At 42.3% G+C, this 16,855-nt stretch carries 17 protein-coding genes; 14 read left to right on the plus strand and 3 right to left on the minus strand.

Features of this window, described 5'->3' with window-relative positions:
- Positions 1-132 precede the first annotated feature (132 nt).
- The 8 genes from ACN0QW_RS00005 to ACN0QW_RS00040 all read left to right on the plus strand — a co-directional run bounded on the left by ACN0QW_RS00005 (position 133) and on the right by ACN0QW_RS00040 (position 7,592).
- Positions 133-534: a hypothetical protein gene (locus tag ACN0QW_RS00005; RefSeq protein ID WP_417427627.1), complete on the plus strand. Its 402-nt coding sequence runs from the start codon at positions 133-135 to the stop codon at positions 532-534.
- Between the two features lie 173 nt (positions 535-707).
- Positions 708-1,337: a Tn7 transposase TnsA N-terminal domain-containing protein gene (locus tag ACN0QW_RS00010; protein ID WP_417427629.1), complete on the plus strand. Its 630-nt coding sequence runs from the start codon at positions 708-710 to the stop codon at positions 1,335-1,337.
- Positions 1,338-1,350: 13 nt separating this feature from the next.
- Positions 1,351-3,333, plus strand: a complete 1,983-nt coding sequence (locus ACN0QW_RS00015) for a Mu transposase C-terminal domain-containing protein (protein ID WP_417427631.1) — start codon at positions 1,351-1,353, stop codon at positions 3,331-3,333.
- 29 nt (positions 3,334-3,362) lie between these two features.
- Entirely contained in the window at positions 3,363-4,238 is an 876-nt protein-coding gene (locus ACN0QW_RS00020) for an AAA family ATPase (RefSeq protein WP_417427633.1), read from the plus strand.
- Entirely contained in the window at positions 4,238-5,821 is a 1,584-nt protein-coding gene (locus ACN0QW_RS00025; protein ID WP_417427635.1) for a TniQ family protein, read from the plus strand. The genes ACN0QW_RS00020 and ACN0QW_RS00025 overlap by 1 nt, the downstream gene beginning before the upstream one ends.
- Before the next feature lie 24 nt (positions 5,822-5,845).
- Positions 5,846-6,154 carry an MbcA/ParS/Xre antitoxin family protein gene (locus ACN0QW_RS00030; RefSeq protein ID WP_417427637.1) on the plus strand — a complete coding sequence of 103 codons (309 nt, stop codon included), beginning with the start codon at positions 5,846-5,848 and terminating at the stop codon, positions 6,152-6,154.
- A gap of 25 nt (positions 6,155-6,179) precedes the next feature.
- Positions 6,180-6,497 carry a hypothetical protein gene (locus ACN0QW_RS00035; RefSeq protein ID WP_417427639.1) on the plus strand — a complete coding sequence of 106 codons (318 nt, stop codon included), beginning with the start codon at positions 6,180-6,182 and terminating at the stop codon, positions 6,495-6,497.
- Positions 6,498-6,905: 408 nt separating this feature from the next.
- On the plus strand, positions 6,906-7,592 hold the full coding sequence (locus tag ACN0QW_RS00040; protein ID WP_417427641.1) for a hypothetical protein: 687 nt from the start codon (positions 6,906-6,908) through the stop codon (positions 7,590-7,592).
- Positions 7,593-7,790: 198 nt separating this feature from the next.
- On the opposite strand, the gene ACN0QW_RS00045 is transcribed toward ACN0QW_RS00040, so the two are convergent.
- From ACN0QW_RS00045 to ACN0QW_RS00055, 3 genes are all read right to left on the minus strand, one after another.
- Complete coding sequence (locus ACN0QW_RS00045) at positions 7,791-8,519, minus strand: serine aminopeptidase domain-containing protein (protein WP_417427643.1); 729 nt, start codon at positions 8,517-8,519, stop codon at positions 7,791-7,793.
- A 338-nt stretch (positions 8,520-8,857) separates the two neighbouring features.
- The gene (locus ACN0QW_RS00050; RefSeq protein ID WP_417427645.1) at positions 8,858-9,178 is read right to left on the minus strand and encodes a hypothetical protein; all 321 of its coding nucleotides are present in this window, start codon (positions 9,176-9,178) and stop codon (positions 8,858-8,860) included.
- Positions 9,179-10,114: 936 nt separating this feature from the next.
- Entirely contained in the window at positions 10,115-10,834 is a 720-nt protein-coding gene (locus tag ACN0QW_RS00055) for a FadR/GntR family transcriptional regulator (RefSeq protein WP_417427647.1), read from the minus strand.
- Positions 10,835-10,975: 141 nt separating this feature from the next.
- Between ACN0QW_RS00055 and ACN0QW_RS00060 the strand changes: the two genes are divergently transcribed.
- The 6 genes from ACN0QW_RS00060 to ACN0QW_RS00085 all read left to right on the plus strand — a co-directional run bounded on the left by ACN0QW_RS00060 (position 10,976) and on the right by ACN0QW_RS00085 (position 16,837).
- Entirely contained in the window at positions 10,976-11,758 is a 783-nt protein-coding gene (locus tag ACN0QW_RS00060; protein WP_417427649.1) for an ABC transporter substrate-binding protein, read from the plus strand.
- 68 nt (positions 11,759-11,826) lie between these two features.
- Complete coding sequence (locus tag ACN0QW_RS00065) at positions 11,827-12,498, plus strand: amino acid ABC transporter permease (RefSeq protein ID WP_299372976.1); 672 nt, start codon at positions 11,827-11,829, stop codon at positions 12,496-12,498.
- Positions 12,498-13,235, plus strand: coding sequence for an amino acid ABC transporter ATP-binding protein (locus ACN0QW_RS00070; RefSeq protein WP_417427652.1), 738 nt, complete (start codon positions 12,498-12,500; stop codon positions 13,233-13,235). The genes ACN0QW_RS00065 and ACN0QW_RS00070 overlap by 1 nt, the downstream gene beginning before the upstream one ends.
- A 17-nt stretch (positions 13,236-13,252) precedes the next feature.
- The gene (locus ACN0QW_RS00075) at positions 13,253-14,509 is read left to right on the plus strand and encodes an aminotransferase class V-fold PLP-dependent enzyme (protein WP_417427654.1); all 1,257 of its coding nucleotides are present in this window, start codon (positions 13,253-13,255) and stop codon (positions 14,507-14,509) included.
- A 7-nt stretch (positions 14,510-14,516) separates the two neighbouring features.
- Positions 14,517-15,944, plus strand: coding sequence for a dihydropyrimidinase (gene hydA / locus ACN0QW_RS00080; protein WP_417427656.1), 1,428 nt, complete (start codon positions 14,517-14,519; stop codon positions 15,942-15,944).
- Between the two features lie 338 nt (positions 15,945-16,282).
- On the plus strand, positions 16,283-16,837 hold the full coding sequence (locus ACN0QW_RS00085) for a VUT family protein (protein WP_417427658.1): 555 nt from the start codon (positions 16,283-16,285) through the stop codon (positions 16,835-16,837).
- Positions 16,838-16,855 lie beyond the last annotated feature (18 nt).

Here is a 16,855-nt window from a genome sequence, read left to right on the forward strand (position 1 = left end):
GTTTTAGAAAAATAACAATAATTAATTTAATTTCGATAATTATAAATAAATTTCAAAAATCCAAAAAAAATGATTTTCTCAAAAATCCGACCCTAAGTTTTAAATACGTTAAAACTAAAAGGGATTTTTAAAATGAATACTAACCTAGTTGATACGTTTATTAATACGACCATTTGGGATTTGGTTTGGGAACTACCAAAAAATCTAAATAAAGCCGATAGGGATAAATTAGTACAGGCTGGGGAGTGGATGGAAGAAGCCTTCTCCCTTGCCCGTGGCATTCAAAGCACTCCAGCCAATAATCCTGCCGAAATATTTGCCCGCGAAGATGCCAAACAGATGGTCGTGGATTTAATTGAAGAATTTTATGGGGTGTTAGACCAATTAAATCTTCAGTCTGAGATATATTTGAAAACGTATAAGGTTTCTGATGTTGATTTTGACCTCTGTGGGTCAGAAAATTTCTTTAGAGTTAATTATTTAAATATTTCTATTTCAAAAATAAAAGAAGTTGCTCTTCGAGTAATTAAATAATCGAAAATCCACAGTCAACCTAGGCTGGCTGTGGGTTTTAATTTATTTTTGGGCGTAATTAAATTCGGAATTAAATAAAAAAACATTGAAAATTTCAGTTTTTTTATACCCAGAAAAATTTTTCAAAAAGACCCTAATTATTTTTCAAAGCAATTAACCTTTGGAGAAAATAAATGTTTGGACCTGGTCGTAAAAATATCGTTGTGAAGAAAAAAGCTACTTTTCGTGGTTACTTTCAAAGCAACAAATTGAATCGCAGGATAGCCTTTGAATCAAACAATGAATTTAATGCCTGTAAGCTTATAGAAGTTGATCCCGGCGTAACTGATTATAAAGAGCAGCCAGCCGCGATCCCCTATGAACTCAATGGTCGATCACATACATACTACCCAGATTTTTGGGTTAAGAAATACGGGCAGGAAACTTTTGTTGAAGTTAAGCCCGCTGAAATATTGAAAGACCCAGAAATTCGATCAAAGTATGGAGCGATAGAAGAGGCCCTTAAAGGGCAGGGGTATAAGTTTACATTACTAGCTGATGATGAAGCAGCTAAACAGCCACGCTTAAGAAATTCAGAGCTCTTACTTCGTTATGCTCGTTCTGAATACAGCTACCAAGATGTTGAAGCCATCAAGTCTCTCTTTATTCGAAGTCGTGAAGTCACTCTTCAGTGCTGTTTTCGAGCGCTGAAGTTTGAAAATTCAATTCAGAAAACTTACGCGATGGTCTGCGCTGGAGTGCTCTTAGTGAACACGGGTGAAGAAGACATTAATTCAAACACAATTGTGACGTTAGCAAAATAAGGGGGAATAAATAATGGTACAGGCAAAAAGAAATTCAACAGCTCTAAAATTCTCCGTTGGAGAAGCGATTCAAATTAAGAAAGCTCATTTTAAGGTGCTCCGTTTGGTTGGTGACGAAGTCTATTTGGAACAAGAAGAAACATCACATATCAAGCAATTTAACATGCACGATATTATCGATCTCTATTTTGATGGCCAAATCAGACTTGGAGAGTGGCGTCAGGTTGCTGGAAACGATAATTGGCAACGACCTTTTAGTAGCTTTACTGAGAGAGATCAAAAAGCGGCTCTTCGTACAGAGGCATATCTAAAAGCAGTTCATGAAGCTATGCCTGACAAGTTGAATGATCGTAAAATCGACGTAATTGTTAAATCTGTGAACCCTGCTGACAAGGGGATGTCCTCTCGGCAAATCAGAAGATGGTTGGTACGTTGGCTGAATGCTGGCAAGGATATTAAAGCTGTTGTTCCTGGAAATCGTTTCAAAGGAAATAGGACTGAACGGCACCCATCTCTATTAAATGACTTTATCAAAGAGGCAATTGATGAAGTTTACCTGGACCGCACAAAAGGGACGGTAGAGGCAGCTTATCTTTATGTCCGTAAGTGGATTAAGGCTTACAACAAACCGCTATCAGATTCTGAGCGTATGCCATTTCCATCCAAGTCAACTCTCTACAAAAAGATCAAAAAAATCGATCCATATGAAAAAGCCCTTAAAAGGGAAGGACCAGAGATCGCTGATAAGATCTTTGAGCCAATCTTTTCGATGAAACGTGCAACACGACCCATGCAAATTGTTCAAGTGGATCATACCAAAGTGGACATCATGGTTACAGTTAAAGGGGAAAATACTGTTCAAAGGGTTTGGTTAACGCTTGCAATAGATCAGTATTCCCGAATGGTTGTGGGGTTTCATCTGTCCTTAAAAGACCCTTCTTATAATTCACTTGCATCTTGTTTGAAGCACATGATCCGCCCCAAGACCAATTATAGACAAGAGTGGCCTTGCTTTGGTTGTGCTGAAGAGATCCTTGTTGATAACGGCGCAGATTTTCATTCTACGGCGTTTCAAGATCTTTGTGCCACTCTTGGGTCTAATCTTCGTTATTGTGAGGCGGCCCGTGGACGCCAAAAGCCTCATGTTGAGAGATTTTTTAAATCTCTAAATCATCGTTTATTCCACCTACTTCCTGGAACTACTTTTGAAAGCCCATTGAAACGAGGTGATTATAATTCTGTGGAGCAAGCGGTAATTGATTTTGATGCCATGGTGCAAATTCTCGAAGAACATATTGCCACTGATTATAACAAGAAGTGGCATAGAGGCATTAATGACAGCCCTCTAAATAAGTGGAACAAGGGGGTGGAATTATACCCTGTACATGTTCCATCCAGTGTTGCTGATCTAGATTTAATTTTTGCTCACTCTAGGCAACAAGTTGTTAGCCGAAAAGGTGTTGAGATTAACTGTACGCATTATAATTCGAACAAATTAAACGATCTTTATGCCCGGCATGTTGGTGAAAAGGGCAAAAAATTTGTCATCAAGTATAACCCGGAAGATATGACTAAAGTATGGGTACAGGATCCCGCTAGTGGACTCTACATTGAAGCTTATTGTCTGGATCATGACAGCATTGATGGCATCACTTACGATGATCAGAAGCGAGCAATGGCTCAAGTACAACTTCAGCGTAAAAAAGTTGAAGGACAATATTTTGATGAACTTCCAACGGAAAATCTTTCGGACAAATTCAAGGTTGGAAGACTGCGTGAAAAATCAACAAGAAAACCCCGTCGTCTACCAAACGACAAAGCCGTTCTTGGGCCAAGAAATACCCCTGATAATTTTGATGGGTTTCTAGGTATCGACGGTCCGGTTGAGGATGTCTTTGAAGATCCAGCTGACCCATATGATGACGGAAGTCGAGTTATAACCGAAGACGATGGTTTTGAGGATTTTTACCTCAATCAACCAGATCTAGACGATTAATAACAAAAATAATTTTAAGGAATTTTATAATGGAAAATAATTTTTATCAAAACATCCAAAAGCTTGGAACGTTGACTTCTTTGTACGTCGACAATCAGCAAACATTATTTGCAAAAGAAGATCTGAAGGCATTTTTAATTTCTGAAAAAGCTTCTGAAACCAGTAGTTATTATACGCTTCTGGGTGAGGCCGGGGCTGGAAAAACTATGTTCGTCAAGCAATTCTGCAAAGCGAATAGTCGTATTAATTCTTTATATGTGAAGTTGCCTTCTGCTTGCACAAGGAAGGCCGTTGCTCAAAGTATCCTGTTTGAATTAGAGGATCCAAATTATCTACGAACGGGTGCGACCAGTCACAATATGATGGCACGGACAAAGCATTGGTTACAAAAGAAAAACATTGGACTTATTTTTCTAGATGAAGCCCAGCAACTGATTGAAAGTAAAAATGAGAAAGTCATTTATGATACATCTGAGTGGTTAAAGGATGCGGTAAGCGATTGGGGAATTCCAGTTGTGTTTGTCGGCTTACCAAAGTTTATCGATGTAATAACATCTAACGATCAATTTAGCCGTCGTAGGTGGGGGCATACTGAGTTTCCTGAGGCGATATGGGAAAATATGACTGATCGTAAGGAATGGTGCTCATTCCTTCACGAAGTTGAAGGAGGCTTACCCTTTCCTACAGAAAGTAACTTGTCTTCACCTGCGATTGCACACGCTATATTACAAGCTACCGGGGGCATGAGAGGTATAGCAATTCAGTTGATTATTAGGGCTGCTAAATTCAGCCTTTCTGATGGAGAGTTCTCCCTCAGTGTACGGAAATTTTCCCGGGCATACCAAGATTTAAGTTTGGGTGTTCAAAACCCCTTTAGTGGTCTTCGCGAGAAGGCAGTAGCCTAATGAAATTATTAGAAACCCCTGCCCCGCACACTGATGAAAGCCTGCATGGCTACCTGATGCGGTTATCAGATCTTAGTATGTATGACTCTCTTCATTGGATCAGCGAGCTTGTAGACGCTAATACCTACTCTCCTGCGGGATTGATTAACTTGGCGCAGCATGCTGGTGCTCTAACAAGTTATGTTGGGCAGGATATAAATACCTTGATGGAGATTGGGTATACACGAGGAGCATCAAAGAAAGCCCCAATGCAGGCATTTGGGGGACAGTTGATCCGTCGGGATATTGTGGATCTGAAGGCCTCAAAAGTATGCCCTGAATGCCTAAAACAGTCTAGCCATCATCGTCAGCTCTGGGATTTGGCAATTTTTACACATTGTCCAGATCATGGATGTGCTCTTTTTAGCAACTGCCCATCTTGCAACACAAGGCTGACTTGGAGCCGTCAAACACTGGGACGTTGCAAGTGTGGCTTTGAGTTGCAAACGGCTTGTGATGTTGAAGAAGCCCACTCAGTCAGAGAATTGATGAAGACAATTAAAGTCAGCGCGGGAATACATGTTGATTATAAATTAGCAACTCCATTCCGGGAGCTGAGTGATCTCAGTGTTATGGATTTGAACAAGGTTATTTCTTTACTGGGATTTCTATTAGGTAAGGTAAATAGTTGCGATCTGTCTCGATTGATTGGGCTTTCGACGATAGATCGCAAAGAGTTACTTTTGGAAGCCTCAGAATTATTGGTGGATTGGCCAAATAATTTTTGGAAACAACTCGACAAATTTAAAGAGGGACGAGAAGCCCAGGGCTTCAAAACAGCTGGTCTACGTAAGATGTTTGGTACGGTTTATGTCCGCCTTTACGACTCAGAGAATACGACGGCCTTTAATCTGTTTCGAGATGCTTTCAAAAGTTATTTAACTAGCCGGGGATTGGCGGGGACAATCAAAAATCAAGGTTCTACTTTCGTATGGGGAGCCATTAGAGATAAGAAAACTCTCAATCGAAATGAAGTTGAAAAGCTTTTAAAGATTGGCCCAAAGAAAATTCAATGGCTCGAGGAGACTGGTGTTCTCAATCCAGTCACGTTGGAATCAATAGAGAAGAAATACCGTAACTACACTGCAGAGAATGTTAATCAGGCTAAGAGCTATCTTGATAGCCTGATAAGTTTGGATGACCTCTGTCGAATTATTGGTATCAGCCGTCAGGTCGGAGATGACTTGGCCGCCCATGGGCTGTTAAACGCAGTCCGTGGACCCAATGTGGATGGAAATAGGAACTGGGTCTTTTCTTCTACAGCACCACAGGACTTTCTAAATAGTTTGGCTAAGAAGACTGTAACTAGCAAAGGCATCTCATCTCAAGATTTGGTTAGCCTTAACGAGGCATTTTCAGGGCTGCGGCAATACGGAGTAAGCCACCTGGATGCGATAATGATGGTTCTAGGCGGTGAACTATCGGTCTATTTGCAAAGGGATCCGCCAAAGGTTCTTGGAGATATTCTCGTAAGAAGGGGGGATTTATCTGTCCAAGGCATTCTTCAAATGAAGTCAGGTATCCGGTCGCTTGTAACGACTTAGCTTTCATAACCACAGGAGATGAATTTGATCTGTGTTTTATTCGATAAATGGGGACTTACCGAGCAGGAAGGGTGTGAAATTCTCGGATGTACTCTAGGAGAATACCAAGTGTTGAAAACGGGTGAAGACGAAGGTGTTGAGGCTAAGGTTAAAGAGAGAATAACGGAGGTATCTAGAATAAATAAGGGATTGCGTTTGTTGTTTAAGGATCCAAAAAGAGGAGAGGCCTGGGTCAAGAAACCCAACAAAGCATTTGAAGGACGGTCAGCTTTTGAGATTATGAAATCCGACCTAGTAAGAGTAAGGAAATATCTAGAAGCAGAACTTTGGTAAGTGGGAGAATCATCAAGAGAAATAAATGAATGTTGGTTTTATTGGGAGTGAAGCGAATATGATTTTAGTAAAAATTGATGTGGTATCTGGCGGAGATTATGATCGGCAAAAACAAATCGGTGCCGTTGAAATTGCGAATATTACCGGGTTTGGAACCGGGAGAATAAGTTCCGATTATAAATATAGGCTTTTCTCTGAAGATGGTGAGAAGCAGTTTGAGGGAAAAATCCTTGATTCATATAATACCAACGTATTTCAACTCATTTCAGAATGTTTGAATGCTTGGCGGGATGGGTGGATTGAAACACCGGATCATCATGGATTAGGTGGAACTCGTATCTGAGTATTTATTTTTTATTTAATGGTTGAGTGATGACAAAATAGCTCGGGATTTCCCGGGCTATTTTTTTGTGCTTTTTCTGAGAAAGAAATTTGCTTATTCTTGTCTCGGACACATCTTAAAATAAGGCCCGGCTCCCTGAGCCGTGATTCGCATAATGTGCCTTATGTGGAGTAAATCAGAATAATTTTGTGAAATGACACTATTTGGGTTCAAGATTTAGGCGGGTGACATCTTATGTTTCATTTTTAGGCTTTGTTTAAGGTCTGAAATTGTCTAGAAACCTTAAATTCCGTTTTTTTTCGATGACAACTTATGTGACGGCCTGCAGCGAAAGCAATAAAATCGCCGCGTTATTTTACAAAGCATCAGGTTAAACTTCTCGAATCTCGTATTGCTGATGATTTATCGATGATTGAAGCTTCAAGAATCATGGGCTGCTCATATGCGCATGTAGATGTTTTCGTAAAAGCGGGCATGCTAGTTCGCCACAACAATGGTGCGGGTGCCGAGCACTTGTCGGCTGAGGAAATTCGAGCTTTTGTTGCCCCAATCGGCAAGTTGGAGGCAATAGGAAACAACGCTGATCTAGTGCCAATCACCAAAATCTATTCGCATTGTCAAAGAAGAATTTGTGAAACCTATAGCTGCTTTCTTGATGGCAAGCTTCAGCGCGCATATTCAAATCCTGATGTGAATGGGCTTTCCGGTTTAATGGTCGATGCAACTGAGGTGTTGAACGCATTGTCCGGCGGGGTAGAATGTGAACACACAAGACTCTGTGAGGTGATGACTGCGCAGCACACTGATGCTCGAACATTGCGCAGGCTGGCTGGGCAAAATATCCTGAGACTCTTCAAAGAACAACATCCAAGGACTCGGTTCATGCGCACCTATGTGGATAAGCATACCTTGGAGAAATTTAATGAATCTTACATCACTCTTGGCTGCCTAGCGAAAATTGCTCAAACAACTACCACAGGGCTTTCGAGTAGACTTGACGCAGCTTGGATAAAGCCTGTGTTCCCTATGGGGGTGAAAAACCGGGTTTATCTGAAAAACGATGTAAAAGATTATTACAAACCAAATTGTGAATAAGAGAAGCCTACGGTTTGATTTGGTATGGCAAGCAATGACCTGAATGCGGACTTTTCTGCCGTTGCTTCTTGGTATGTGAATGGCTGCTATCAGCCTATCTGACTCTAGGGAGCAGACAGAACTTTTCTTCGTCCGTCCCAAAAGTGAGGATCTTTTGTTAAACTTGGTTTATTTCAAACGCAGCCAATGGATGCGTCGTTAGCCGTTAAGACAGGTATTCAAAACCTTTAGCATCGACGATTTTTGAGAGTCAGTTGCACCGTCCCACATATCATTATGTTGAATAGCCTTTGCTTTCCAAATCATCATTCCTAGTGCTTCTTGATTTTCAACTGTTGGGAAAACTCCTTGATCTGCTTCATAATCACTAGAACGGAGTGAGCATATCCGCGGGGAACTTGTCCGTGGGACGGGCATACGTCTATGATCGAGAGTAAAAGCGATCTGGACGGCTTCCGGAAATTCAGTTGCATACAACATTGTTGTATCTCCCCCGTTTGAATGGCCAACTAATACAGTCATTGCTTCTGGTTGGACAATCCCCTTTGACTGGAACGATGCCACAACCGCGCGAATATCATCCACACCTGATTGCCAATTGGGTCGACGGGTCACTTTGGGATCACCTTCGATGACCAACGGTGGATCTCCAGGCAATGCATGTTGAATGCTCGCAACGATAAATCCTTGGTTAGCAAGGTGTTCAGCAACGAATGAATATGCCGTGTATTGCCCCCCGTATCCGTGAGAAATAACTGCCAATTTGGTTTTGTCTTGTTGCTGCGGGTTTTGATAAAGCATGACTGGAATAGTTCGATTACGCTGTGCGTCTATAACCTCCGTAGGGTGTAGGTTAACTTGTGCACTTGCAGTTGTGGTTGCGACTACAAGCGACGTAAAAGCCAGATACCAAGAGATTTTTTTCATAAAGTGAGCCTTGTTTTTGATACGCTATAGAATTTTTCAGATTTGGTGAGGTTCAATTAATTAGCAAACATGTCTTTAGGATTCAGTGTGCAAGTTTATTGTTAGGAGTAACATTATGTCGTAATGTAAAATCAGTCATCCATAAAGTTTCGAGTTTTCCCAATCTCCATAGTATCCAATATACATGCGAGAATCTCTGTCATCGATGTGGTGAGCAGTATTCAGCAATAGGGACTCCAAGCGGCCATTTAACGGAGTTACCAATAGTGTTAAATCAGCCTGTCGCCAATGTCGGCTGAGCGGACTAAGTAGCCTTTGGTATTCGATAGTAATCGATTTCATTCCAAATCGAGAGCTAGTGGCTTAACGGCATCCAAAGCGAATTCTGACAAAGCTTTAATCTGATCAGTGGGACAGATTGTCTCATTCATAACTCTGCAGAACCCTGCAACAGAGCAGCAAATCGAAATGTATACAGAATCGTAGTGAGCAATAATATTGTCTTTTTGATCCATGCCACAATTTTGGATTTTATTAAATAAGTCATAGCTATAATACGATCCATGAACGATTTCGGAACTAATGTCGTAAATCACGCCTTCAACGCCACTAAACATAACTCCTGCCGTCGGGGTCTTTGAGTTCAAGTCAATAATCATATCTTCTCGCCCCTCTTTGAAAGCTGATCGGCTCCGGTTTTTACCGGAGAACTCGCTAAGCGCCTCCCGTATAAGAGGGCTCCGCCGATCAAGTTCTAAAGATCGTGAGGCCTTTACCTCATACGAACCGACATTTCGATGTTTTGGTTGCGATTTGAAGGCCTTATACACGGAGTAGAGCTCTGCTCGTTTTGCGCGTTAGTGCACAGTAAGATCCAACCAAACAGGTTTCATAAAATATTCTTGCAAGCGCGATTGATTCACGCACCTGCAACCCAAGTGTCTACCTAGGTTTTAGTATGGAAAACAGAGTACTCACTGCTGATAGTAGGTGCGAGAAAACAACACGATATTGAGTAACACTCAGTTTCTCTGGGTTTAATTTAGATTCCAGAGTAACTAATACAGCGGTCCGATTTAGCTCCACTGCTATCTTTTCGAGAAGTTCATGCTGAACAGAGTGTTCTGGACTAGAAAATTGTTCAACCGATAATTTGATTTCATTTGGCATCGCAACACCAGTTCCGCTTCTTAGATCTTAAAATAGTTCAATAGTGTGTATTGTCGTCCAAGGGTGCCAACTAAGTTGAATTACACACTTCCAAGGAAGGTCCACCAAGGGCTCAAAGCAGCCATCTAATTCTCTCAGCAATTTATTCGCAACTGTTAGAATGGCTATTTTCGATGGGAATAGTGGTTATTTACTATGAGCGCTGATATTCTCAGAGGTTAGATATCATGCGTTTACCAATACTACAGGGCCAAATAACGTGGCATTTCACAGATACTTGAATAAATGGAACACGTTGCTGATTCTAAGTGTTTTAGAATATGATTAAGCTTGATAAATTTGTCAGAGTTTTGCGAGCTTCTTCCTGTAATATCCCCATCTTTAAGGTGCTTTTAAGGCTTGAATAGGTTCTTTTGGTCGGCTTTTTAAACTACGACACCAGCACATTTTGCTGTATTTTTGATATGTAGATTCATTGCTTTTTCTGCAGCATTCGCGTCGCGCTCGTGTAGTGCTTTGATTATTGCGCGATGTTCGGCGATAGATTCTGCCATTCTGTTCACTGCTGTAAAGGGTATCGGCTGGCGTTGCGTTTCTATAAGTAAAGGAACAATTGATTCATATTGCTGAGAAAGTAATACGTTACGGCATTTCCTTGCTATATGTTGATGAAATGCCTGATCTTCCTCTACATTGACAATCAGATCATTGTTTTCCCATGCCGCTTCCATTCTATCTGTCGCAGTTTTTAATATATTAATATCATCTGCTGTCGTTGTTTGGGCTGCATGCTTTGCAAGACGTCCTTCGAGTAACATCCGTACTTCAAATACGTCACTCATGTCATACCGTTTTGCGTAACGCCAATGAGTACTATCCGGGGGCGGATTGGCGTTTGGGTCACAGACAATGGTTCCGCTTCCTGAATACGTTTTGACAAAACCAAGTGTTTCAAGTGTCATTAATGCTTCACGGAGGGATGATCGTGAAACACCGAGTTTTTCTGCCAGTTGACGTTGTGATGGAAGTCGCTGTAATGCCTCTATCTCGCCGGATTGTATCATCTTTTGAATTTGGCGTGCAACGGTTTGTGACACCGGGGTCCGGTCAATCATAGTTTTGTCTAAATCCACTTTTGTGTTCATTCATTTATCCAAACTTTACAGTTTATATCTGTAACGGGAAATTATTTTCTTGACGCGGCATCGGATTGACTCCCTAATTGGTCCGACCGGTATGACCAATTATCGGATTAAAAACAAGTCAAAATTAGGGAGAAGTCGGAAATGCTATTTAAGAAATTAAAAACTGTATTCGCTACTGCTGCACTGGCGAGTGGGATTACAACGACTGTTTATGCCGATACGCTGCAAGTTGGAGCAAATATCGGGAATGTACCTTGGGAATTTCAAGACGAGACAGGCGCAAATGTAGGGTTTGAAGTTGATTTGGTGACAAAAGTTGCATCGCGCCTCGGTCATGATGTGGAAATTGTTAACATTCCTTTCAACGGACTGTTTTCTGCTGTTCAGTCAGGCCGAATAGATGTCGCGATATCTTCAATTACAATTACCAAAGAGCGTTTGGAATCTGTTTCTTTTGCACAGCCTTACTATGACAGTGACCAGTCCCTTACAGTTAAAGCAGGAGGCCCTGAGTCTGTAGCAGAAATGTCAGGTAAAGTTGCCGGTGTTGATACAGGTTCAACGGGTGATGTCTGGGCAACGAAGCACAATGCTGAAGTCGGGTTTTCTGAGATCCGTCGTTATGAAGGTTTGTCATCTGCGATGCTTGATCTTACAGCTGGACGAATAGACGGTTATATCTCTGATATTCCTGCCTTGTTATACTACGTCAAAGACAAGCCTAGCCTGAAAGTTGTCGCCCGTATTGAAACTGGCGAACGATATTCAATGATGTTCAAAAAAGATGCAGCACTTGTAGCGCAGGCGAACGATGTTTTGACCGAATTGAAGGCTGAAGGTTTCCTCGCTAGCTTACATGAAAAGTGGTTTGGTGTGACGCCTGAAGACACAACATCGACTGTAACTGTGATGGATATTCCTTGATCCTGAGAAGCTAAATCATGCCCGATCAGACATCCTGATTGGGCATTACTCTGAGTAATGGGAATATCATGGAACTTATCGAAACCTTTTTTAATTCTGAGGTCCTAATCAGAGCATTTCCAATGCTTATGAAAGGATTGTGGATCACGATAAAACTTGGAACTGTAAGTATTGTTGCAGGTCTGATTTTGGGTCTTCTTTTGTCGCTTGTTCGACTTTATGCACCGTCTTCGGTGCAATTTTTAGCGCGTGTTTATATTGATATATTCCGATCACTGCCGTTATTGGTTTTATTGATTATTGTTTATTACGCATTTCCGTTTATCGGTATTCGCTTGTCGCCGTTTTGGTCAGCGATGCTCGCCTTAACGTTAGTATCTGCTGCTTATACCGCGGAAATTTTCCGTGCAGGAATTCAGGCAATCCCAAATGGTCAGTTCGAAGCTTCACAAGCTCTTGGCCTAAGTTATCGGCATATGATGCTTGATGTAATCTTACCGCAAGCAGTTAAAATCGTTATTCCTCCGCTGACGAACAACTCTATTAATGTTGTCAAGGATACTGCGCTCGCTTCGGTTGTTGCGATGCCTGATTTGCTCAAGCAAGCAACCCAAGCTCAGGCTCTATCAGCAAATCCAAGCCCGCTAATCGGGGCTGCGATTATATATATTTTGTTTCTTTGGCCGTTGGTGGCCGCTGTGTCTCGAATGGAGCGCAGGTTTGGGGCAGGAGAAAGCTGATGACTGGTTTTGTAAGTATAAAAAACCTTGAGAAACACTATGGTGACTTCAAGGCTTTAAAAGGCATTGATCTGGATGTTGCCGAAGGTGAAGTTGTGTGCGTTGTTGGCCCGTCTGGTTCGGGAAAATCAACGCTAATTCGCTGCATAAATTGCCTTGAAAAGTTCGAACGCAGTAGTGAAATAATTGTGGACGAAACCCCTGTAATACCGGGGAAATCACTGGCTAAAATTCGCGCTGAAGTCGGTATGGTCTTTCAATCGTTCAATTTGTTTCCACACCTGAGCGTACGTCGAAATGTTATGCTGGCTCCTATGCGGGTGCGCGGAGCTAGTAAGGTGGATGCTGAAGCGCATGCTGATACGCTTTTGAAGCGTGTCGGAATTTTTGAACAGGCGGATAAATATCCAAAACACTTATCAGGTGGACAACAACAACGTGTAGCTATTGCGCGTGCGTTAGCAATGGAACCTCGCGTAATGCTATTTGACGAGCCAACGTCTGCGTTAGATCCAGAAATGGTGGGCGAGGTTTTGGATGTCATGAAGAGTTTGGCAGATACTGGCGTCACAATGATTGTGGTTACTCACGAGATGGGTTTCGCCCGCCAAGTTGCCGACCGAGTTATTTTTATGGATGGTGGTGAAATTATAGAATCGGGTACCCCTGACGATATATTTTCCAACGCTAAAGAAGTTCGAACACAGAATTTTTTGAGTGCTGTGTTGAACCATTGAGCGGAGAGAGAAGCAAAATGAGTGTAATAAAAAAACAAATAGATCAGGAATTTGTTCAATCACATTTCCCGGGACTAAAAAGTAAATGGACATTCTTTGATAATGCTGGCGGATCACAAACAGTGGCCGGTGCTATTGAAAAAATCACTGATTTTTTAACGCATCGTGATGTGCAGATAGGGGGAACTTACGACGTATCACTGGCTGCTGCCGAAGCACTTATGGATGGGCGTAAGGCTGTTCAGCTGTTAGTAAATGCGGATCGTGCCGAAGAAATTGTCTTTGGTCATTCGACGACCGCGCTGGTTCAAATTCTTGCGAACTCTATGCGTAGCCAGTTTGTTGAAGGTGACGAAATTATTATCTCGGTTGCGGACCATGAATCCAACATTGGGCCATGGGATCGTCTGCGAGAATTTGGTGTAAAGATAAAATTCTGGCCGATTGATCAAGAAACATTTGAACTGCGTCTCGAAGACTTAGCCGCGCTGATGACAGACCGGACAAAGTTAGTTTGCGTGCACCATGTGTCAAACATATTGGGACAAGTAAACCCAGTTGCAGATTATGCTCGGTTTGTTCATGAGCACGGCGCAAAAATTTGTGTAGATGCTGTTGCTTATGCTCCTCACCGCGCAATTGATGTCGTTGCGTGGGATGTCGATTATTATGTTTTTAGCATGTATAAATGCTACGGACCGCACACAGCTGTTATGTATGGTAAATATGACCTACTGTCTGAATTGGACGGGCAATATCACTACTTCTATGGAAAAGATAAAGTGCCGGGGAAGCTAGAGCCGGGCAATCCAAATTATGAATTGGCTTACAGCACAGTAGGCGTTGTCGATTACCTTATTGCTCTTGGGGAGCATGTTGGTGGAACGGGAACCCCACGTGAGAAGCTGGAGACCGCGTATAATGCCATTACAGAGCGTGAAAATGAGTTGACTGATCAGCTGCTGACGTACCTCAATGGGCGCAATGATTGCCGAGTGATTGGACCTGACAAGAATGTTGCTTCCACGCGTGTGCCGACAATATCTTTTAAACTCGACAACCTAGATTCCAATGATGTCTGTAAAAAGATGGACTCATTTGATATTGCAATCAGATTTGGCGACTTTCATGCACGCCGATTGGTGGAAAGTCTGGGTGAGCAAGGTGCCGGTGGTGTCATACGGGTATCGATGGTTCATTATAATACTACCGAGCAAGTCGATAGTCTCTGTAAGGCTCTTGATGAAATTACCAGCAACAATCTAGCGGCATGAGTGTGGTATGGCTAAATGTGATCTGACAATTCGAGGCGGTACAATTGTTACCGCGACTGATCGTTTCGTCGCGGATATTGGCATCCGAGATGGTGTGATCGTTGAGATATCTGAATCTATAACCGATACATCTGAGGTAATCGATGCCACTGGCTTGCATGTTCTTCCTGGCGGTATTGATGCGCATGTTCATTTAGATCAACCGACATCTGACGGTACCAAAATGGCTGACGACTTTGCAACGGGGACACTTTCTGCCGCGGCTGGCGGAAATACAACTGTGTTACCGTTTGCGATGCAGGTTAAAGGTACATCGTTACGACAATGTGTTGAGGATTATCATCGTAAAGCGGAGGGAAAATGTTTCACTGATGTGTCATTTCACCTTGTCATTTCTGACCCGACGCCTTTTGTGTTGGGGCAAGAATTGCCTGCATTGGTTCGTGATGGATATACATCATTCAAAGTATTCATGACGTATGATGATCTTGTACTGAACGATCAGGAGTTACTAGAAGTCTTTGATGTTGCGCGACAGGAAGAAGCCTTGGTTATGGTGCATGCTGAAGGCAATGACGCAATAAAATTCATGACTCAAAAACTTGAATCTGAAGGCCACAATGCGCCATATTATCACGCTGAAGCACATTCACAGATAGCAGAGCGCGAAGCTACTCACCGTGCAATCAGCCATGCCCAGTTAACAGATGTACCTGTTGTTATTGTGCATGTCTCTGGTCGTGACCCTATGGAGCAAATTCAATGGGCGCGACGTCGGGGAATGAAAGTCTTCGCTGAAACTTGCCCTCAATATATCGCCCTGACAAAAGAAGATCTAAAGGGGCTCAATATGGATTTTCAAGGCGCGAAATATGTTTGTTCACCACCACCGCGTGACACTGATAGTCAGAATGCGATTTGGGAAGGATTAAGCGATGGCACGTTTGATTTATTTTCTTCGGATCATTGCCCTTTTTACTTTGATGCTCCGAACGAAACGGGCAAAAATAACAATCGCGCTCGAACTTCATTCAAATGGGTGCCGAACGGAATTCCAGGTGTTGAAACAAGATTGCCAATTCTGTTTTCGGAAGGGGTAAGCAAAGGACGTATTAGTATTGAACGGTTTGTTGCCTTAACATCATCTAACCCTGCGCGGCTCTATGGACTGTATCCTAAAAAGGGAACGCTTACGATTGGTTCTGATGCGGACATTACATTGTGGGATGATTGCCGCGAGGTAACAATCAGACAAGACGATCTTCACCATGGATCTGATTATACACCTTACGAAGGAATGGTGGTGAAAGGTTGGCCGGTACGCACTATTCTTCGTGGTAAGACGATCATGGTAGAAGGAAAAGTCAGCGATGAAAAAGCAACAGGACAGCACCTGAGACGCGGTAAAAGTGAATTAGGTTATTCCAAAAAGTAACGGCTTTATTTAAGTCAATGTCTTTGGTGATCTCTAAAATTGTTTCTCTATTTACTTACTCCATTTGTGTTGTGCGGATGTGAAATAAATAGGTTAAATTTAGATAGTGAACCGATATGCTCCATTTTAAGGCTTGAAGTTAAGTCTTAAAATTGTTTAGAAGCCTTTAGGCTATGTTATTTCGATGACACCTGATTATGCGCTACTGGACACTACAAAGAAGTTATTTTCTATGTAACCTGTGTTTAGGTGCCTCTTATAGCATTTAATTTTGAGGATATTTCTCAATAAATGTTGAAGAGTGATGAGCGGGTCTTTTCAAAAATGGGGCGTAGAAAATGGATAAAATAAAAGTTGAAGGCGCTATTTACTTTGTTGCATTCCTTTTCTGTATACCATTTGCGAATTGGATGATCGGTAATGTTGGTACCGTTTGTGTCGTTGATGGCCCTTGTCTTTTGCCTGTTGGTCCAGACATCATGGCGCCAAGTGGAGTATTGATGATTGGAGCTGCTCTTGTCTTAAGAGATATGGTTCAGCGACGCTTAGGGAAGAAATGGGCCTTGATTGCAATAGTGATCGGAGCTGCACTATCTGCTTATGTTGCTCCCCCAGCGCTTGTTGTTGCTTCTGCTGTCGCGTTTTTGCTTTCAGAACTCGCAGATTTTGCTGTTTATACGCCGTTACAAGAACGCCGATTAGTGCTTGCCGTCTTAGCCAGTAGCGCGGTTGGCCTTGTTATCGATAGTGTCGTTTTTCTACAGCTTGCCTTTGGAAATTTGGATTTTCTTTTGGGCCAAGTGCTGGGCAAGTCATGGATGGTTTTACTTGCCTTGCCGTTAATTTCGTTGCTTCGAAAAAGAGACCAACGTCTCGGGGTGACTTCTGCATAATCCTTAACCTCGTCCCTA

The organism is Kiloniella sp. (assembly GCF_048259265.1).
GTDB lineage: Bacteria > Pseudomonadota > Alphaproteobacteria > Kiloniellales > Kiloniellaceae > Kiloniella.

Excerpts from the sequence above, each read along its gene's own strand:
- ACN0QW_RS00025 (WP_417427635.1), top strand. The coding sequence starts at position 4,238 with ATGAAATTATTAGAAACCCCTGCCCCGCACACTGATGAAAGCCTGCAT.
- ACN0QW_RS00040 (WP_417427641.1), top strand. The coding sequence starts at position 6,906 with ATGATTGAAGCTTCAAGAATCATGGGCTGCTCATATGCGCATGTAGAT.
- ACN0QW_RS00085 (WP_417427658.1), top strand. The coding sequence starts at position 16,283 with ATGGATAAAATAAAAGTTGAAGGCGCTATTTACTTTGTTGCATTCCTT.
- ACN0QW_RS00070 (WP_417427652.1), top strand. The coding sequence starts at position 12,498 with ATGACTGGTTTTGTAAGTATAAAAAACCTTGAGAAACACTATGGTGAC.
- ACN0QW_RS00050 (WP_417427645.1), bottom strand. The coding sequence starts at position 9,178 with ATGATTATTGACTTGAACTCAAAGACCCCGACGGCAGGAGTTATGTTT.
- ACN0QW_RS00045 (WP_417427643.1), bottom strand. The coding sequence starts at position 8,519 with ATGAAAAAAATCTCTTGGTATCTGGCTTTTACGTCGCTTGTAGTCGCA.
- ACN0QW_RS00060 (WP_417427649.1), top strand. The coding sequence starts at position 10,976 with ATGCTATTTAAGAAATTAAAAACTGTATTCGCTACTGCTGCACTGGCG.
- ACN0QW_RS00015 (WP_417427631.1), top strand. The coding sequence starts at position 1,351 with ATGGTACAGGCAAAAAGAAATTCAACAGCTCTAAAATTCTCCGTTGGA.
- ACN0QW_RS00075 (WP_417427654.1), top strand. The coding sequence starts at position 13,253 with ATGAGTGTAATAAAAAAACAAATAGATCAGGAATTTGTTCAATCACAT.
- ACN0QW_RS00010 (WP_417427629.1), top strand. The coding sequence starts at position 708 with ATGTTTGGACCTGGTCGTAAAAATATCGTTGTGAAGAAAAAAGCTACT.
- ACN0QW_RS00055 (WP_417427647.1), bottom strand. The coding sequence starts at position 10,834 with ATGAACACAAAAGTGGATTTAGACAAAACTATGATTGACCGGACCCCG.
- hydA (WP_417427656.1), top strand. The coding sequence starts at position 14,517 with ATGGCTAAATGTGATCTGACAATTCGAGGCGGTACAATTGTTACCGCG.
- ACN0QW_RS00065 (WP_299372976.1), top strand. The coding sequence starts at position 11,827 with ATGGAACTTATCGAAACCTTTTTTAATTCTGAGGTCCTAATCAGAGCA.
- ACN0QW_RS00005 (WP_417427627.1), top strand. The coding sequence starts at position 133 with ATGAATACTAACCTAGTTGATACGTTTATTAATACGACCATTTGGGAT.
- ACN0QW_RS00035 (WP_417427639.1), top strand. The coding sequence starts at position 6,180 with ATGAATGTTGGTTTTATTGGGAGTGAAGCGAATATGATTTTAGTAAAA.
- ACN0QW_RS00020 (WP_417427633.1), top strand. The coding sequence starts at position 3,363 with ATGGAAAATAATTTTTATCAAAACATCCAAAAGCTTGGAACGTTGACT.